Consider the following 15,905-nt stretch of genomic DNA (forward strand, 5'->3'; position numbering starts at 1 on the left):
CTCAGCCCACGGCCGTGAAACTGGCACGGAGTTCGTCCTTCAGTACCTTCTGGCTCGCGTTGCGCGGGAGTTGGCCGACGAACCGGACATGCCGGGGGACCTTGAAGTTCGCCATGTTCTCGCGGGCCCAGGCGATGACCGCGGGCTCGGTCGTCGGGTGCTCCGGGTCCGCGACCACGAAGGCGCAGCCGACCTCGCCGAGGCGTTCGTCGGGAACGCCGATCACGGCGACCTGCTGGACGCATTCGCAGCCGAGAAGCAGCTTCTCTATCTCCGCCGGATACGCGTTGAAGCCGCCCACGATGTACATCTCCTTCTTCCGGTCGACGATGGCGAGGTTGCCGTCGTCGTCGAGCCGTCCGATGTCCCCGGTGTGCAGCCAGCCCTCGGCGTCGATCGTCGAGGCGGTGGCGTCGGGGTCGTCCCAGTAGCCGCGGGTGACGTTGTAGCCGCGCACGAGGATCTCGCCGTCGAGCCCGATCGGGACGTCGAGCCCGTCGTCGGCGACGATCCGGACCTGGACACCCGGGATGGCGCTTCCCGTGGTGCGAGCGACGGTCTCCTCCGAGTCCCCGACCCGCGTCGTGGTCACCAGCGCGGTGGACTCGGTGAGTCCGTAGGCACTCATCACGATGTCGAACGACAACTCCGTCTTCATGGCGCGGATCAGCGATTCCGGAATCGTCGTACCGCCCGTCATGGAGACGCGCAGCGAGGTCAGGTCGTGGGTGGCCCGGGCCGGATGGTTGACCAGGTCGTGGAAGATCGTCGGCGGGCCGAGGAGGATGCTCACCCGCTCCCGGGCGATGAGGTCCAGCGCCCGGCCGGCGTCGAAGACGGCCATGGGGATGACGGTCACCCCGTGCATCAGGGAGGCCAGCCACCCCGCCTTGTAACCGAAGCAGTGGAAGAACGGTGGGATCACCAGGAAGGTGTCGGACTCCCGGAACGTGTACTCCTCGGCCATCCACCCGTACGCGCGCAGGGACTGGCCGTGCGTGAGCATCACGCCCTTCGGGTGGCCCGTCGTGCCGGATGTGAACATCACGTCGGACACGTCGTCCGGCGTCAACCGGTCGATCGACTCATGGGCGGAGGAGGCCGAAACGCCGTGTCCCGCACCGAGAAAGTCGTTCCATGCCAGCTCGGCCGCCCCCTGCGGACCGAGAACCGACACCGTCTTGTGCAGGGCCGGCAGTTCCGGATCGGCCTTCCGCAGTTCGCCGATGTAGTCGTTGCCCAGGAAGGGTGAGGCGAACACGGCAGCCGCCTCCGACTTCCGCAGGATGTACGAGATCTCCTGCGCCTTGAACCGGGTGTTGAGCGGGACCAGTACGCCCCCGGCGCCGTGGATGCCCAGCGCGGCGAAGATCCACTCCCCCGAGTTGGGGGCGCACAGCCCGATCCGGTCCCCGGGCTTGATGCCGAGCGCGATGGTGGCGCGGACCGCGTCGACCATCTGGTCCTTCAGCTCCCGGAACGTCCAGCGGCGGTCCCCGTCGATGAGTGCCGTGGCGTCCCCGAAGCGTTCGGCGGCCAGCCTGATGACGTGGGGGATGCTCAGGAATTCGTCGTCGTAGCGCATCAGTTGGCTCCAGGGCTAGCCGTTCGAGGGGAGATGCAGGATCCGCTTGGCGATGATGTTCCGCTGGATCTGGGAGGTGCCGCCGTAGACGGAGGCCGCACGGGAGTAGAGGTAGTCGCCGAACAACTCACCGCCCTCCTGGGCCAGTTCGGCCGGGAACACCTCAAGTGCCGTGTCGTAGAGCCGTTGTTCGGTCCTCGTCATCAGCAGTTTGTCCACGGACGACTCGGGACCGGCGACCTGTCCGGCGAGGCGTTCGGCGGTGCGGCGGCGGGCGTGCGCCACCAGGACCTCGTAGTCGACGACACACCGGCCGATCCGCGACAGCAGCCCGTCGGGCAGACTGCCCCGCCGCTCGGCGGCGAAGCTCCGCAACCGCTCGACGAGTAGCCCGTACTTCGAGATGTGCCCGGTGTCGAGAGCATTGCGCTCGTACGACACCGTCGTCATCGCCAGTGCCCAGCCGACGCCCTCGGCGCCGACGCGCTCGGACTCCTCGATACGGACGTCGTCGAGGAACAGCTCGCAGAACTCGTCGTCGCCGTTGGCCGCGCGCAGCGGCCGTACCGTCACGCCGGGGCGGTCCAGGGGCAGGACGAACGCCGAGATCGACTTGTGGGCCGGTGCCGAGCGATCGGTGCGGGCCAGCAGCAGGCACAGGCCGGAGTACTGGGCGTAGCTGGTCCAGAGCTTCTGGCCGCGCACGATGTAGTGGTCGTCGTGCCGTTCGGCGGAGGTGCTCATGCCCGCCAGGTCCGAGCCGGCTCCCGGTTCGCTGAAGCCCTGGCACCAGACCTCGTCACCGGCCAACATCCTTGGCAGGAACCGCAGTCGTTGCTCCTCGGAGCCGAACTCCAGGAGGGCGTGGGCGAGATAGCCGATCCGGGGGACGCCCGGGGCCCGGCAGGCGCCGAGTTCGTCACTGATCGCGACCTGGTGCAGCGCGGTCAGGCCCCGGCCGCCGTAGCGCTCCGGGACGTCGAGTCCGACCCAGCCGCCCGAGTGCAGCAGCCGGTGCCAGCGGTGCAGGAAGACCGGGACCGGCTCGCCCGACTCCCGTTCAGGAAGCGGGTGTCGGTCCAGCCAGGCGCGGAACTCCTGGCGCAGCCGGTCCAGGTCGGCCGGGTCGCCGAAGTCCAGCGGGGTGTCGGTCATCGCGGCACCTCCGGTGCGGCCAGCGCGGGGAGCAGGTCGTCCGTCGTGGCGAGCAGCGTGGTGCCCAGCCGCACTTTGCGCAGATACAGGTGCGCGATGTGCTCCCAGGTCTGGGCGATACCGCCGAAGACCTGCATGCCGGCGTACACCGCCTCCAGCGCCGAGGAGTTGACCTCCGCCTTGGCGACGCGCGCCGCCGTCAGGGCCCGCTCCGGCGGTTCGTTGTCGAGACACCAGGCCGCGTAGCGCGTGACACTGGTGCCCGCCTCCACCAGGACCGTCGCGTCGGCGAGGAGATGCTGTACAGCTTGGAAGGAGCCGATCGCCTGCCCGTACTGGCGGCGGACGCGCGCGTATTCGACGGCTTGCTCCACGAACGAGCCCGCCGCGCCGACGAGTTCGGCGGTCACGACGACGAGTGCGTAGGCCTGCCAACGGAGTTGGTCCGGTGCCGTGAGGCTGCCGACGACCTCCACGGGAGCGTCGGACGGCACCGCACGCACCGAGCGCACGAGGTCCGTGCTCGGCGCCGACGGCCCCAACTCGACGCGGGAGACGGTCCCGTCGGTGGTGACGCGGAGCGCGCTGTCGGCTCCCTCGCTGTCCCAGGCGACGAGATCCGCCGACTCCGGCCCGGGGAAGCGTAGTTCGCGGGTGAGCGCGACGGTGGGCGTTCCCTGCGAGGTGTCGTCGCCGAGCAACCGGAGCAGTTCCGGAGCGAGCAGGACCGTACCGAGCAGGGACGTGGTGAGCGGGTGGCGGCCGTGTTCCTCCGCGAGCAGTGCGCACTCCTGGGTGGTCGCCGCTGGGGGAGAGGTGCGTCGTAGATCTCGCAAACCCATGTCGTCCAGGGCCTGTTGGGCTGCCGAACGGGTCGACGGCTTCACCTCGTCGGCCGAGGTCACGCCGTGCCGGGGTGCGAGTGAGCGCACCATGTCGCGGACGAGGGCGAACTCCTCGCGCTCCACGCTCAGCGCTCCTCGGGGGAGTTCGCGCGCCGCTCGGCGCGGGCCGCGAGGTCGGTGATGATGCGGATGTGGTCCGGGTTGGTCATCGTGGCCCGCTCGGCCATCAGGGCCGCCTCCATGCCGCCGCGCGAGACCTGTTCGACGACGGCGGCGAGGGCCAGCTTGGTGGCGCGGAGGGCTTCGGCGGGCTGGGCCGCGAGGCGGTGGGCGAGAGTGAGTGCTTCGCGCATCAGGTCGTCGGGCGGGACCGTGCGGTTGGCGAGGCCGAACTCGACCGCCTTGGCCGCCGGTATGCGGTCTCCGGTGAAGAGGTACTCCTTCACCCGCAGCAGGCTGGTGAGCAGCGGCCACAGGGTGACTCCGCCGTCGCCCGCCACCAGGCCGACCGACACATGCGGGTCCGCGAAGTAGGCGTCCTCGGCGATCAGTACGAGGTCGCAGGCCAGGGCGAGGCTGCAACCCAGGCCCACCGCGGGGCCGTTGACTGCGGCGATCACCGGCAGCGGGAAGCGGATCATCTCGGTCTGGATGGTGCGGTCGATCCGGATGGACCGCTCCCGCAACTCCGGGTCGGTGTGGTGCCGTAGGAGATGGTCGAAGTCGCCGCCCGCGCTGAACGCCCGTCCCGCGCCCGTGAGGACGACGGCCCGGGCCTTGGTGTCGTCCGCGAGTTCGCGCCACACCTCCGACAGTCGTCGGTGCAGCTCCTCGGACACGCCGTTCAGCCGGTCGGGGCGGTTCAGGGTGACGATGCGGACGTCTCCGTCGGCGGCCACGGTCAGCACGGAACTCACCTTGCTCATACCGCGATGGTATTAAAGGTCAGACCGAAACTGTCAATGGTGTTGCACGAAGAAGAGAATCACATTCTCATCTCCGGCGGAGTCAGTTCTCGGGATCGGTCAGCTCCACGCCGTCCCGGCGGTCCACCTCGGCGGCGGCCCGGGCGAAGCCGCACACATGGCGGGTCATACGGCGCATCGCCGCCTCGCTGTCGCCGTCCCGGATCGCCTCGGTGATCCGGGCGTGCGCGCGGGCGGTCAGCTCGCGGATGTCCGCGTCCATGAACTGCTCGATGTCGGTGGCCGCGTGGATCGACTGCGAGAGAGCGCTCATGAACCCGATGAGAAGCTCGTTCTCACCGGCCCTCGCCACGGCGTTGTGCCAGTGGATGTTCGCGCGCAGGAACCGCTGGATGTCGTCCCCCGCCGCCACCAACTCGGCGTGCGCGTCGTCCAGTTCCGCGAGGTCGACGTCCGTACGGCGCCTGGCCGCCAGCGCCGCGCAGGCCGGCTCGATCGCCTCCCGGGTCTCGTGCAGGTCCTCAAGCCGGATCCGCTGCCCCCGGATCACCAACCGCACGGTGTTCGCGAGCGATTCACGGCCAGGCCGGTGCACGAAGGCGCCGCCCCCGCGCCCCGGCCTGATCTCCAGGAGCCGTTCGACCTCCAGGACGCGCAGCGCCTCGCGCACCGTGGCCCGGCTCAGCCCCGTCTGCTCGACCAGTTGCCGTTCCGGCGGCAACGCCATGCCCTCCGTGAACTCCCCGGACAGGATCCGCTCGCGCACCTCCGCCGCCAGCACGTCCGAGGCCTTGGGAACCGTGAGCGTGTCGAAGCGCGGCCGGGGCTCACCGGCCGTGGCGCGCCCCCGGGCGGTGCGGGAAGGGTGCTCGGCGCTCTGCACAGGTTCGGGCCTCTCGTCGCAGGCCGCGCTCGTCGGCCTCTTTGGCTGAACCATTCAACACAGCACCCGCGTCACCTGTCACATCACCATGCCGCCGTCCACCGGCAGCACCTGACCGGTGATGAAGGAGGCCGCGTCCGAGGCGAGGAACACGAAACTGCCCGCGATCTCCGCCGGCTCCGCCCACCGGCCCAGCGGAATCCGGGCGAGCATCTGGGCCGCGAACTTCTCGTTGGTCCGGATGGTCTCCGTCATGGGTGTGGCCGCCAGCGGAGCGAGCGCGTTCACCAGCACCCGCCGCCGCGCCAGTTCACGGGCCAGGGACTTCGTCAGCCCGATGATCCCGGCCTTCGCGGCCGAGTAGTTGACCTGCCCGAGCGTGCCGACCAGGCCCGCCGACGAGGTGACGTTGATGATCCTGCCCTTCCCGTCGTCCGGCAGGAACGGCAGCGCGGCCTGCGCGCAGTGGAACGTCCCCATCACATGGATGTCGAGGACCCGCCGGAACGCGTCCTCCTCCAGCTTGTCGAACATGGCCGGGGCGATGACCCCGGCGTTGTTGACCAGGATGTGCAGCGTCCCGTCGGCGAGCGCCGCCGCGCGCGCCACGGCCGTATCGGCGGCGGACCGGTCCCGTACGTCGAGGGCGGCGCTGTCCGCCGTCAGGCCCGCCGCGTTGATCTTCCCCGCGACGGCCGCCGCGGCCGACTCGTCGACGTCGGTCACCAGCACCGCGGCGCCCGCGCGGGCCAGTGCCTCGGCGACCGCGGAACCGATGCCGCCCCCGGCGCCGGTGACCAGCGCCGACCGGCCCGTGAGGTCGAACAGCCCTGTGCTGTCGGTCATTCAGTAGCTCCTCGGGAGTCCCAGCGTGTGCGATCCCAGGTAGTTCAGGATCATTTCCTGACTGATCGGTGCGATCCGCATGAGGCGGGCCTCGCGGAAGTAGCGGGACACGCCGTACTCCTCGGAGTAGCCCATGCCGCCGTGGGTCTGCAGGGCCCGGTCGGCGGCCGTGAACCCGGCGTCCGCGCACAGGTACTTGGCGGTGTTCGCCTCGCGCCCGCAGGGCTTCCCGTTGTCGTACAGCCAGGTCGCCTTGCGCAGCACGAGTTCGGCCGCGTCCAGGCGGGCGAGGGAGTCCGCGAGGGGGAACTGGATGCCCTGGTTCATACCGATCGGGCGGCCGAAGACGACCCGCTCCTTGGCGTACCGCACCGCCTTGTCGAGCGAGGCCCGGCCGATGCCCAGGGCCTCGGCCGCGATCAGCATGCGCTCCGGGTTGAGGCCGTCGAGGAGGTAGCGGAAGCCCTGGCCCTCCTCGCCGACGCGGTCCTCGACGGGGATGCGCAGGTCGTCGATGAAGAGTTCGTTCGAGGTGACGGCGTTGCGGCCCATCTTCGGGATCGGGCGGATGTCGATCCGGTCGCGGTCGATGTCCGTCAGGAACAGGGTCATCCCGTCGGTCTTCTTAGCGACCTCGTCGGCCCTGCTGGTGCGGGTCAGGAGAAGGATCTTCTCCGATTCCATCGCCTTGGAGATCCACACCTTGCGGCCGTTCGCGACGTAGTGGTCGCCGTCCCGTCGTGCGTACGTCGTGATGCTCGCGGTGTCGAGTCCCGCGCCCGGTTCGGTGACGCCGAAGCAGACGTGCAGGTCGCCGTTGGCGATGCGCGGGAGTGTCCGGCGCTTCAGCTCCTCGGAACCGTGCACGACGACGGGATGCATGCCGAAGATGGACAGATGGATGGCGCTGGCCGCGTTCATGCCGCCGCCCGCCCGCGCCACCTCTTCGAGCAGCAGGCTGGCCTCGGTGATGCCGAGGCCGTGGCCGCCGTACTCCTCCGGGATCGTGATCCCGAGCCAGCCGCCGCCCGCGACGGTCTCGTAGAACTCCGTCGGGAACTCGTGCGCCTGGTCCTTCTCCATCCAGTACTGGTCGTCGAAGTCGCGCAGCAGTCCGGCGACGGACTTGCGGATCGTTTCCTGGTCGTCGGTCAGTTCGAAGTCCATGCACGGACCCTTCTCCGGTTCCGGCTGCGAAACATATCAAAGGTCAGACCGAAGCCGTAAGGGCCAGTCGATGGGCGGCGCCTACCGTCGAGTAATATCGCGCGGCAGGCCATCAGAGGAGGAACCGTGCCACGGTCCGAACGCTCGTCGCTGCTGCTCGCCGGACTGCTCGCGACCGCGGGGGTCGCCCACTTCGCCTCGCCGAAACAGTTCGACGCGACGATCCCGCGCGCCCTGCCGGGGGCGCCCCGGACCTGGACCTACGCGAGCGGTGCCGTCGAACTGGCGCTGGCCGCCGGGCTCGCCGTGCCGCGCACCCGGCGTACGGCCGCACTGGCCGCGGCGGCGTTCTTCGTCGGCGTGTTCCCCGCCAATGTGCAGATGGCGATCGACTGGCGGGACCGCCCGGCCCCGCAGAAGGCGGCGGCCCTGGGACGGCTGCCCCTGCAGATACCCCTCGTGCTGTGGGCCCGTAGTGTCGCGAAGAACAATGGGGAGGGACAGTCATGAGCGATCGTCTGAACGTCGGCGACAAGGTCGAGGACTTCACGCTGCCGGACGAGACCGGCGCGGAACGCAGCCTCACGGAACTGCTCGCCGAGGGGCCCGTGGTGCTCTTCTTCTATCCGGCGGCCCTGTCCGCCGGCTGCACCGCCGAGGCCTGCCACTTCCGTGATCTGGCGGCCGAGTTCGCTGCCGTCGGCGCCCGGCCCGTCGGCATCAGCGGCGACACGGTCGACAAGCAGCAGCAGTTCGCCGCGAAGAACACCCTCGGCATGCCCCTTCTCTCGGACGTCGACGGGACGATCCGGGAGCGGTTCGGCGTGAAGCGCGGGTTCTCGCTCGCGCCCACCAAGCGGGCCACCTTCGTGATCGGCGAGGACCGCACGATCCTGGAGGTCGTCACCAGCGAACTCCGGATGAACACCCACGCCGACCGCGCCCTCGCCGCACTGCGCGCCCACCGGAAGTGACACAGGGGCCGCGAATGCCGTATCGCGGTTGATGCGATGCGGTACAGGGACCATCCTGGACGATATGGAGCAGGCCTCCGCCGCGGCGGTCATCGATGCCCGGGGCATCGTGACGGGGTGGAGCGAGGGTGCCCGGACGCTGACGGGATACCCGGCCGAGGAGGCCGTGGGCCGGTCGGTGGCGGCACTGCTCGCCGAACCCCCCGCCGCCACGTCCGTGGCCGCACTGGCCGGCCCGGTGGTCCTACGACACCGGGACGGCTCCCCGCTCCCGCTCACCGTGCGGGCCTGCGCGATGCTCGGCGCGGACGGCACTCCGGACGGCTACGTCCTCACCGCCGACCCCGGCCCCACCCTCGCAGAGCAGGCCTTCGAGCAGGCGTCGATGTCACTGTCCGTCTTCGACACCGGGCAGCGCTATCTCCGCGTCAACGACGTCGCCTGCCGCGTGATGGGCGTCCCGGAGGACGTCCTGCTCGGCCGGTTCTTCCCGGAGAGCGTCGAGGGCACCGAACACAGCCAGGGCTTCCTCCGCAACCTGCGCCAGGTCGTCGAGACGGGCAGACCGCTCCGCTACGACAGCTGGGCGGGCGCCCCCGCCCTGAACCGGGAGCACGCCTGGAGCATCGAGATGTGGCCCCTCAGGGATGCCTCAGGTGAGTTGACGGCGGTCGCCCTCGCGGCGTTCGACAGCACCGAGCAGTACCGCGCCCGACAGCGGCTGGCCCTGCTCAACGAGGCGGCGACCTGCATCGGCACCACCCTCGACGTGGTGCGCACCGCCGAGGAACTCGCGGAGCTGCTGGTGCCCCGTTACGCCGACTTCGCCAGCGTGGATCTGCTCCCGTGGGTGCTCGGTGCCGACGAACCGCCGCAGGACCCGGAGGGTGAGATCGTGCTGCGCCGCGTCGCTCACCGTTCCGTCACCGAGGGAGCGCCGGACGCCGCCGTGCACCTCGGACAGGCGGACGTCTACCCGCTCTCCTCACCGCCCGTGCAGGCCCTGCGCGAGGGGCGGGCGGTGCGCGGCCAGGCGGGTGAACCCGACTTCGTCCGCTGGGTGGCGGACCGCAACGCCCGTTCCCCCGAAGGCCGTTCGCACCGCGAGGGCGTCCACTCGATGATCGCGGTGCCGCTGCGGGCGCGCGGCACCACCCTCGGCGTCGCGGTGGCCGTCCGCATGGCGCACCCGGACGACTACGCGGAGGACGACGCCGTACTCGCCGAGGAGTTGGCCAGCCGCGCCGCCGTCTGCATCGACAACGCCCGCCGTTTCGCCCGCGAACGCAGCACCGCGCTGGCCCTGCAGCACACCCTGCTGCCCAGAGGCCTGCCCGGACAGGCCGCGGTCGAGGTGGCCCACCGCTACCGGCCCTCCGGTTCGCTCGCGGGCATCGGCGGCGACTGGTTCGACGTGATCCCGCTGTCCGGCAGCCGGGTCGCCCTCGTCGTCGGCGACGTCGTCGGACACGGCATCGCGTCCTCGGCGACCATGGGCCGCCTCTGCACGGCCGTCCGCACACTCGCCGACGTGGACCTCCCGCCCGACGAACTCCTCACCCACCTCGACGACCTGGTCACCCACCTCGCGAGCGACGACACCGGCGACGAGGTCGCGGAACTCGGCGCGACCTGTCTCTACGCCGTCTACGACCCCGTCTCGCGCCGCCTCACCATGGCCGCCGCCGGACACCCACCGCCCGCCCTCGTCCTGCCCGACGGGACCGCGAGCCTCGTCCCCATGACCGCGGGACCACCGCTCGGAGTCGGCGGACTCCCTTTCGAGGCCGTCGAGTTGGAGCTGCCCGAGGGTGCCGTCGTCGCGCTGTACACGGACGGTCTGATCGAGGACCGGGACCGCGACGTCGACCACACCACCGCCGAACTGTGCCGCGCGCTCACCGCGTCCGCCGAATCCCTGGACGCACTCTGTGACTCGGTGCTGAAGGCGGTGATGCCGGAGGAACCGAGCGACGACGTGGCCCTGTTGCTGGCCCGCACCCGTGCGCTGGGCGGCGACCGGATCGCCACCTGGGACATCGAACCGGACCCCGCCCGCGTGGCCGGGGCCCGGCAGGCCGCCACCGACCAACTCGCGGCCTGGGGACTGGAGGAGGAGGCCTTCGTCACCGAACTGGTCGTCAGCGAACTGGTCACCAACGCCATCCGCTACGGCCAACCGCCCATCCAGCTCCGCCTGATCCGCGACCGCGCCCTCATCTGCGAGGTCTCCGACGGCAGTTCGACCTCACCGCATCTGCGCCGCGCCCACGCCTTCGACGAGGGCGGACGCGGACTTCTCCTCGTCGCCCAGCTCACCCAGCGGTGGGGGAGCAGACAGACCGGCAGCGGCAAGACGATCTGGGCGGAGCAGCCGCTGCCGCCCGACTGACCGGACCGCTCACTCGAAGGGGCAGCCGGGGTTCGGCGCGTCCTCCGAGAACGGCGATCCGTGCGGCAGGACGTACAGCACGTCCAGCACGAGCGGAGTCTTCCCCAGGTTGCGGCCGATGTGCACGTTGCCCGCCCCGGCCGGCTCCTGGATGGTGCTGCCCTTCCGGTACACGCCGTCGGAGGCGCAGCTGGAGTCGAAGTGACTGAGCGTGCCCTCCTTGACGATTCCGTACAGGGGACCGTCGTGGTAGTGCCAGCCCGTGGCCTGACCGGGCGGAATGGTGATCTCGCGCACCGTGTAGTCGGTGTCGCCGATCGTGGTCTGGCTGATCAGCTTGGCGGTGACACCCGGCCCGGCGGGGGTCGCCTGGGCGACGGTGCCGCCGGCCAGCAGGGCAGTGGTGGCCACCACTCCGGTCACGGCGGTACGGAACGCGGTGCGCATACGGGAACCTTCCGGTGAGATCTTGAGCCTCCGCCGTGAACATAGAGGCAGGGAAGGCGAGTTGGGGGTGGAAACACGCAACTTCCACCCCGGGACTCTCAGAATTCCTCGTGCGTTTCCGGGTCCCCGCCCAGGCGCTGCGGGGCGTGGTCGGAGAGGGCGGCCAGCTGCGCCGGGCCGAGTTCGAAGCCGAAGATGTCGAGGTTGGCGCGCTGCCGGTCCGGGTCGGCCGACTTGGGGATCGGGACCGCCCCGAGCTGGGTGTGCCAACGGAGCACCACCTGCCCCGGCGTCACACCGAAGGCCTCCGCGACCGTGACGACGGTCGGGTCGTCCAGCAGCGCGGAGCCGCGTCCGAGAGGGCTCCAACTCTCGGTGAGAACACCCTTCTCGACGCCGAAGGCACGCAGTTCGTCCTGCGGGAACAGCGGATGCAGCTCGATCTGGTTGACGGAGGGCAGCACGCCGGTCTCCTTCTCCAGCCGCTCGATGTGCTCGGGCGTGAAGTTGGAGACACCGATCGACCGGACGAGACCCTCCTCGCGGAGCTTGATCATCGCCTTCCACGAATCCACGTACTTGCCCACGCGGGGCAACGGCCAGTGGATCAGATACAGGTCCACGTACTCCACGCCGAGCCGCGCCCGGGACTCCTCGAAGGACGCGAGGGTCTCGTCGTAGCCGTGGTGGCGGCCCGGGAGCTTCGTCGTCACGACGATCTCCTCGCGCGGCACACCACTGCGGGCGATGCCCCGGCCGACACCGGTCTCGTTGCGGTAGTTCGTCGCCGTGTCCACCAGGCGATAGCCCATGCGCAACGCGCCGTCCACGGCCTCCTCGGCCGTCGCGTCGTCCATCGGCCAGGTGCCCAGACCGATGGCGGGGAGCTTCGTTCCGTCGTTGAGCGTGTGCGTCGGGATGCTGATCACGATCGACCTTCCCTTGACTGTGCGGTACAGCCAGTATGGGCGCCCGGGAGCCCTGTCGCCCGGTGCGGTGATCGCTGTCACGATCTTCTTGAACCCGGTACGACCTGGGTACGACCCGGTGGGCACGACCGACCGAGCAGGTACGACGACGGAGCGCGCATGACGAAGGACAGCGGTACGACGGACGACGCGATGCGGGTGGACGGCATGGAGGTGAAGCCGGCCGCCGGGCACATCGGGGCCGAGATCACCGGTGTCGATCTGGCCGGTGAACTCGACGACTCTGTGGTGGCCGCGATCCGGGCGGCGGTCCTGCGCTGGAAGGTCGTGTTCTTCCGGGACCAACGGCTCGATCACGCCGGGCATGTGGCGTTCGCGCGACGGTTCGGCGAACCGGTCGTGCTCGGCCGACGCGGCAGCGCCTCACCGGCCGGCTTCCCCGAGGTCGAGACGACCGCCGACCGGCTGGAGTTGGGCGGCCGGTTCGGCATGGAGCACGAGGAGTGGCTGGAGCGCCGCCGGCACACCCTGCTGCGCGGCTGGCACTGCGACCACGGCGCCCGCATCGACCCGCCGGCCGCGACGATCCTGCGCGCGGAGACCGTCCCGCCGTACGGCGGCGACACCACCTGGTCCAACCTGGCCGCCGCCTACGCCGGACTGTCGCAGCCGGTACGGGAGTTCGTGGACGGCCTGCGGGCCGAGCACCGGCTCGGCGTCGGCTATCAGCCGCGGCCCGGCGACGACGCGTACGTCCGCCATCTCCTGGACCACCAGGTCGCCTCGGTGCACCCGCTGGTGCGGGTGCATCCCGAGACGGGCGAGCGGGTGCTGTTCGTCAACGGCTACTACCTGGAGCAGATCACCGACATCTCCCGCGCGGAGAGCGCCGCGATCCTGGACATGCTGCTCGCCCAGGCGACCCGGCCCGAGTACACCGTCCGCTTCCGCTGGGAGCCGGGCAGCGTGGCCTTCTGGGACAACCGGGCCACGATCCACCTCGCCCCCAGCGACAACGCCCACCTCGGCTTTCCCCGGACCATGCACCGGGTGATGCTCACCGGCGACATACCGGTGGGCGTCGACGGCAAGCCGTCGGAGCCGGTCGTCGGTACGGAGCCGGGCCGCTGGTGAGGTCAGGCGGCGGGCTGCCAGCCGAGCGCGGGTCCCAACTTCGTCGCCATGTCGGTGAGGATCTGCACGTAGTCCTCCTGCTCGAAGGTGAACGGCAGCGCGAACGCCACCTCGTCGATCTCCCTGAACGCGGCGTGCGCGCCCAGGAGTTCGGCGATCTCCTCCGAGGTGCCGACGATGTCCGGCGCGAACATCAGCCGGGCCGGTCCCTGCGGTGACGTCGTACGGGGAGTGCGCTTGCGGGCGAACTCCTCGTACTTCGCGCGCTGTTCGGGCGACGCGGAGTCGGTGGGGATCACGACCAGGCCCTGGGAGACGCGGGCGGCCTCCCCGTCCGGGTGGTGGGCGCGGAACGTACGGACATGGGAGAGCTGGATCTCCGCGAAGTCCCTTGACTCGTCCGGCCCTTCGGCCTTGACGACGCTGCTCGTCAGGAAGTTCATGCCGTGCTCGCCGGCCCACTTCGCCGAGCTCGCGCTGCCGCCGCCGTACCAGAGGCGACGGCCCAGACCGGGGGAGTGCGGCTGGACCCGGTCGGAGAACACCTCGAAGCCCTCGACGCCGCTGAAGTCGGTGGCCGGTTTGCCGCGCACGAAGTCCAGCAGCCGCCGCACCCGCTCGTAGCTGAAGTCCTCGGCGTCGGCCGTGTCGGGGTACAGCGCTTCCTTGACCTGGTCGTAGTGCATCGGCGGGCCGACGCTGACGCCCGGGTTGATCCGGCCCCCGGACAGGATGTCGACGGTGGCCAGGTCCTCCGCCAGCCGCAGCGGGTTCTCCCAGCCCAGCGGGATCACCGCGGTGCCGAGTTCGATCCGGCTGGTGCGCTGCGAGGCCGCCGCCATGATCGCGACGGGGGAGGAGATGCCGTACTGGAGATGGCGGTGGCGCAGCCAGGCGCTGTCGAAACCGAGCCGTTCGCCGAGTTCGATGATCTCCAGCGTCGACTCGTGGCCCCGGCGCGGATCGGCCTCGTCGAAGAGGCCGATCGTGAGGAAGCCCAGCTTTCGCAGCGGGCGTGAGGTGGGCGGCACGGGCTCCTCCGGCGGTCGTACGTCAGTGCTGTTCTGTCCCGATTGTGGCAGGTGAACGTTGCGGGCGTGTGATCAGCGCAGCGGGATGACGATCTCGTCCTCGACCGGCGGGTCGACCTCCTGGGCGCGGTTGCCGGTGGCCGCGAAGCAGCGCAGCCGGACCGCCTCCGGGGTGACGTCCAGCTGCAGGAAGCACTTGAAGAACGGCGGGCTGTACGTCACCGAGCCGGGCGAGAACAGCTGCGTGTAGATCTTGCGCACCGGGAGCCGGAAACGCGAGGTGCGGTCGGGACGGCCGCCCGCGCCCAGCAGGCTCGCGACCAGCCGGATCCGCCGGGTGATACGGACCGGCGGGCCCGGGGTGCGGGTCGGCGGGATGCCGAGGCGCTCGCAGATCACGGCCGACGCCTCGGCCTCGGTGAGGGTGAAGAAGCGGCGCAGGTGCAGTCGGCGCCCGTAGAGCCTGCTGTAGAAGGCCAGGGAGTCGCCGCGCAGCGGATAGCAGCGGAAGTCCTGCTCGGTGACGCCCGCGATGTCGACGCGCGGGACGGTGTGGGTCGCGTGCATGAACGCGCCGCCGCCGCCCGAGACCACGTACTGGAGCGTGCGCCCGTCGTCCAACCGCACCGGATAGCGCTGGTAGTTGTGGATGTCCCCGCCGATCGCCGCCACGAAGTGGTGGTCCGGATCGCGGACGATGTCGTCCACCGTGCCGCCGCCGTCGATGGCACAGGGGTCGTACTTGCCGTCCACGTACAGGGGCGAGCCGGTGACAAGGATCTTCGGCGTCGGCCCCTTCGCCACCTCCCGCAGCCAGGCGCCCTGTTCGGCGTCGATCGTGCCCAACAGGCCGGTGTCGATGCCGATGATCCGCACCGGTCCCGCGTCGATCGTCCAGTACGGGCCCGGCTGGACGGCCTGTTGGAGCGGGGAGGAACGCAACTCCCGTTCCTTGTCCAGGTGTTCGCCGTCGGCCGGGCGGGGGTGGTGCCACAGCAGCGATCGCCACCAGGCCCGGGTCAACGGGCGCGGCCTCGACTCCGGTGCGGGCAGCGCGGGCGCGTCGTCGCAGAAGACGCGCATGAAGCCGCCGAGGCCCTCGTACCAGTCGTGGTTGCCGGGTATCGCGTAGATGGGTGCCGGATAGCCCTGGTACGGACGGAAGAACTTGGTGCCGTAGTCGTCCGCGGTGCCGACGGGATAGATGACGTCGCTCGCTATGACCGCGAAGTCCGTTCCCTGACTGGCCTTCAGAAACCTGGCACGACGGCGTATTGGGGATCGTCGCCCTCGCCCGTGTCACCGATGACCATGAAGGAGAAGGTGTCCGCGTCGTCGCGCCGGATCACCTTGTCGGCGGGGGCGCCGGCGGCCGTGCGCTGCGCGACCCAGCGGCTGCGGGTGTCGCCGGTCGGGTCCCCGAACCAGGAGGCCAGCACAGCGTTGCGCGCGGCCCACAGGGTCTTCGGATCGAGCCACGAGACCTTCTGGACGTGGGTCGGCATGAGCTGCTGGTACGCGCCGCGTTCCGCGGTGCCCCAACCGGCACCCTCGGCGGTATCACGTGAGGATTCAGACACCGGCGAACCGT

General features: G+C 70.4%; 14 protein-coding genes and 1 pseudogene. 4 read left to right on the forward strand and 11 right to left on the reverse strand.

Annotated features, from left to right (window positions below; all coding sequences use genetic code 11):
- Window position 1: 1 nt before the first annotated feature.
- The 7 genes from ACIBJH_RS26910 to ACIBJH_RS26940 form a co-directional block, all read right to left on the reverse strand.
- On the reverse strand, window positions 2-1,585 hold the full coding sequence (locus ACIBJH_RS26910; RefSeq protein ID WP_399119434.1) for a FadD3 family acyl-CoA ligase: 1,584 nt from the start codon (window positions 1,583-1,585) through the stop codon (window positions 2-4).
- Between the two features lie 15 nt (window positions 1,586-1,600).
- Window positions 1,601-2,740, reverse strand: coding sequence for an acyl-CoA dehydrogenase family protein (locus ACIBJH_RS26915; RefSeq protein WP_399119435.1), 1,140 nt, complete (start codon window positions 2,738-2,740; stop codon window positions 1,601-1,603).
- Window positions 2,737-3,708, reverse strand: coding sequence for an acyl-CoA dehydrogenase family protein (locus tag ACIBJH_RS26920; RefSeq protein ID WP_399119436.1), 972 nt, complete (start codon window positions 3,706-3,708; stop codon window positions 2,737-2,739). The genes ACIBJH_RS26915 and ACIBJH_RS26920 overlap by 4 nt, the downstream gene beginning before the upstream one ends.
- A gap of 2 nt (window positions 3,709-3,710) precedes the next feature.
- On the reverse strand, window positions 3,711-4,511 hold the full coding sequence (locus ACIBJH_RS26925; RefSeq protein WP_019070026.1) for an enoyl-CoA hydratase/isomerase family protein: 801 nt from the start codon (window positions 4,509-4,511) through the stop codon (window positions 3,711-3,713).
- An 82-nt stretch (window positions 4,512-4,593) separates the two neighbouring features.
- Complete coding sequence (locus tag ACIBJH_RS26930) at window positions 4,594-5,448, reverse strand: FadR/GntR family transcriptional regulator (RefSeq protein WP_399119437.1); 855 nt, start codon at window positions 5,446-5,448, stop codon at window positions 4,594-4,596.
- Between the two features lie 24 nt (window positions 5,449-5,472).
- The gene (locus tag ACIBJH_RS26935) at window positions 5,473-6,240 is read right to left on the reverse strand and encodes an SDR family NAD(P)-dependent oxidoreductase (RefSeq protein WP_399119438.1); all 768 of its coding nucleotides are present in this window, start codon (window positions 6,238-6,240) and stop codon (window positions 5,473-5,475) included.
- Window positions 6,241-7,407 carry an acyl-CoA dehydrogenase family protein gene (locus ACIBJH_RS26940; RefSeq protein WP_399119439.1) on the reverse strand — a complete coding sequence of 389 codons (1,167 nt, stop codon included), beginning with the start codon at window positions 7,405-7,407 and terminating at the stop codon, window positions 6,241-6,243. It abuts the gene before it with no gap.
- A gap of 126 nt (window positions 7,408-7,533) precedes the next feature.
- On the opposite strand from ACIBJH_RS26940, the gene ACIBJH_RS26945 reads away from it, so the two are divergent.
- The 3 genes from ACIBJH_RS26945 to ACIBJH_RS26955 all read left to right on the forward strand — a co-directional run bounded on the left by ACIBJH_RS26945 (window position 7,534) and on the right by ACIBJH_RS26955 (window position 10,773).
- The gene (locus tag ACIBJH_RS26945; protein WP_093631096.1) at window positions 7,534-7,917 is read left to right on the forward strand and encodes a DoxX family protein; all 384 of its coding nucleotides are present in this window, start codon (window positions 7,534-7,536) and stop codon (window positions 7,915-7,917) included.
- Window positions 7,914-8,381, forward strand: coding sequence for a peroxiredoxin (locus ACIBJH_RS26950; protein ID WP_399119440.1), 468 nt, complete (start codon window positions 7,914-7,916; stop codon window positions 8,379-8,381). Before ACIBJH_RS26945 ends, ACIBJH_RS26950 begins: the two co-directional genes overlap by 4 nt.
- A 64-nt stretch (window positions 8,382-8,445) precedes the next feature.
- Window positions 8,446-10,773: a SpoIIE family protein phosphatase gene (locus ACIBJH_RS26955; protein ID WP_399119441.1), complete on the forward strand. Its 2,328-nt coding sequence runs from the start codon at window positions 8,446-8,448 to the stop codon at window positions 10,771-10,773.
- Between the two features lie 9 nt (window positions 10,774-10,782).
- On the opposite strand, the gene ACIBJH_RS26960 is transcribed toward ACIBJH_RS26955, so the two are convergent.
- The gene (locus ACIBJH_RS26960; protein WP_399119442.1) at window positions 10,783-11,220 is read right to left on the reverse strand and encodes a cupin domain-containing protein; all 438 of its coding nucleotides are present in this window, start codon (window positions 11,218-11,220) and stop codon (window positions 10,783-10,785) included.
- Window positions 11,221-11,318: 98 nt separating this feature from the next.
- Entirely contained in the window at window positions 11,319-12,149 is an 831-nt protein-coding gene (locus ACIBJH_RS26965) for an aldo/keto reductase (protein ID WP_399119443.1), read from the reverse strand.
- Between the two features lie 159 nt (window positions 12,150-12,308).
- Between ACIBJH_RS26965 and ACIBJH_RS26970 the strand changes: the two genes are divergently transcribed.
- The gene (locus tag ACIBJH_RS26970) at window positions 12,309-13,283 is read left to right on the forward strand and encodes a TauD/TfdA dioxygenase family protein (RefSeq protein WP_399119444.1); all 975 of its coding nucleotides are present in this window, start codon (window positions 12,309-12,311) and stop codon (window positions 13,281-13,283) included.
- A 2-nt stretch (window positions 13,284-13,285) separates the two neighbouring features.
- Here ACIBJH_RS26970 and ACIBJH_RS26975 read toward each other — a convergent pair whose 3' ends face one another.
- Entirely contained in the window at window positions 13,286-14,314 is a 1,029-nt protein-coding gene (locus ACIBJH_RS26975) for an LLM class flavin-dependent oxidoreductase (protein WP_399119445.1), read from the reverse strand.
- Between the two features lie 72 nt (window positions 14,315-14,386).
- A pseudogene (locus ACIBJH_RS26980) lies at window positions 14,387-15,894 on the reverse strand (metallophosphoesterase family protein).
- Window positions 15,895-15,905 lie beyond the last annotated feature (11 nt).

It is taken from the genome of Streptomyces sp. NPDC050548, assembly GCF_044457385.1.
GTDB lineage: Bacteria > Actinomycetota > Actinomycetes > Streptomycetales > Streptomycetaceae > Streptomyces.

Bases quoted from the DNA above. Each gene is read 5' to 3' on its own strand.
- ACIBJH_RS26930 (WP_399119437.1), bottom strand. From the start codon at position 5,448: ATGGTTCAGCCAAAGAGGCCGACGAGCGCGGCCTGCGACGAGAGGCCC.
- ACIBJH_RS26955 (WP_399119441.1), top strand. From the start codon at position 8,446: ATGGAGCAGGCCTCCGCCGCGGCGGTCATCGATGCCCGGGGCATCGTG.
- ACIBJH_RS26925 (WP_019070026.1), bottom strand. From the start codon at position 4,511: ATGAGCAAGGTGAGTTCCGTGCTGACCGTGGCCGCCGACGGAGACGTC.
- ACIBJH_RS26910 (WP_399119434.1), bottom strand. From the start codon at position 1,585: ATGCGCTACGACGACGAATTCCTGAGCATCCCCCACGTCATCAGGCTG.
- ACIBJH_RS26970 (WP_399119444.1), top strand. From the start codon at position 12,309: ATGACGAAGGACAGCGGTACGACGGACGACGCGATGCGGGTGGACGGC.
- ACIBJH_RS26915 (WP_399119435.1), bottom strand. From the start codon at position 2,740: ATGACCGACACCCCGCTGGACTTCGGCGACCCGGCCGACCTGGACCGG.
- ACIBJH_RS26935 (WP_399119438.1), bottom strand. From the start codon at position 6,240: ATGACCGACAGCACAGGGCTGTTCGACCTCACGGGCCGGTCGGCGCTG.
- ACIBJH_RS26960 (WP_399119442.1), bottom strand. From the start codon at position 11,220: ATGCGCACCGCGTTCCGTACCGCCGTGACCGGAGTGGTGGCCACCACT.
- ACIBJH_RS26940 (WP_399119439.1), bottom strand. From the start codon at position 7,407: ATGGACTTCGAACTGACCGACGACCAGGAAACGATCCGCAAGTCCGTC.
- ACIBJH_RS26950 (WP_399119440.1), top strand. From the start codon at position 7,914: ATGAGCGATCGTCTGAACGTCGGCGACAAGGTCGAGGACTTCACGCTG.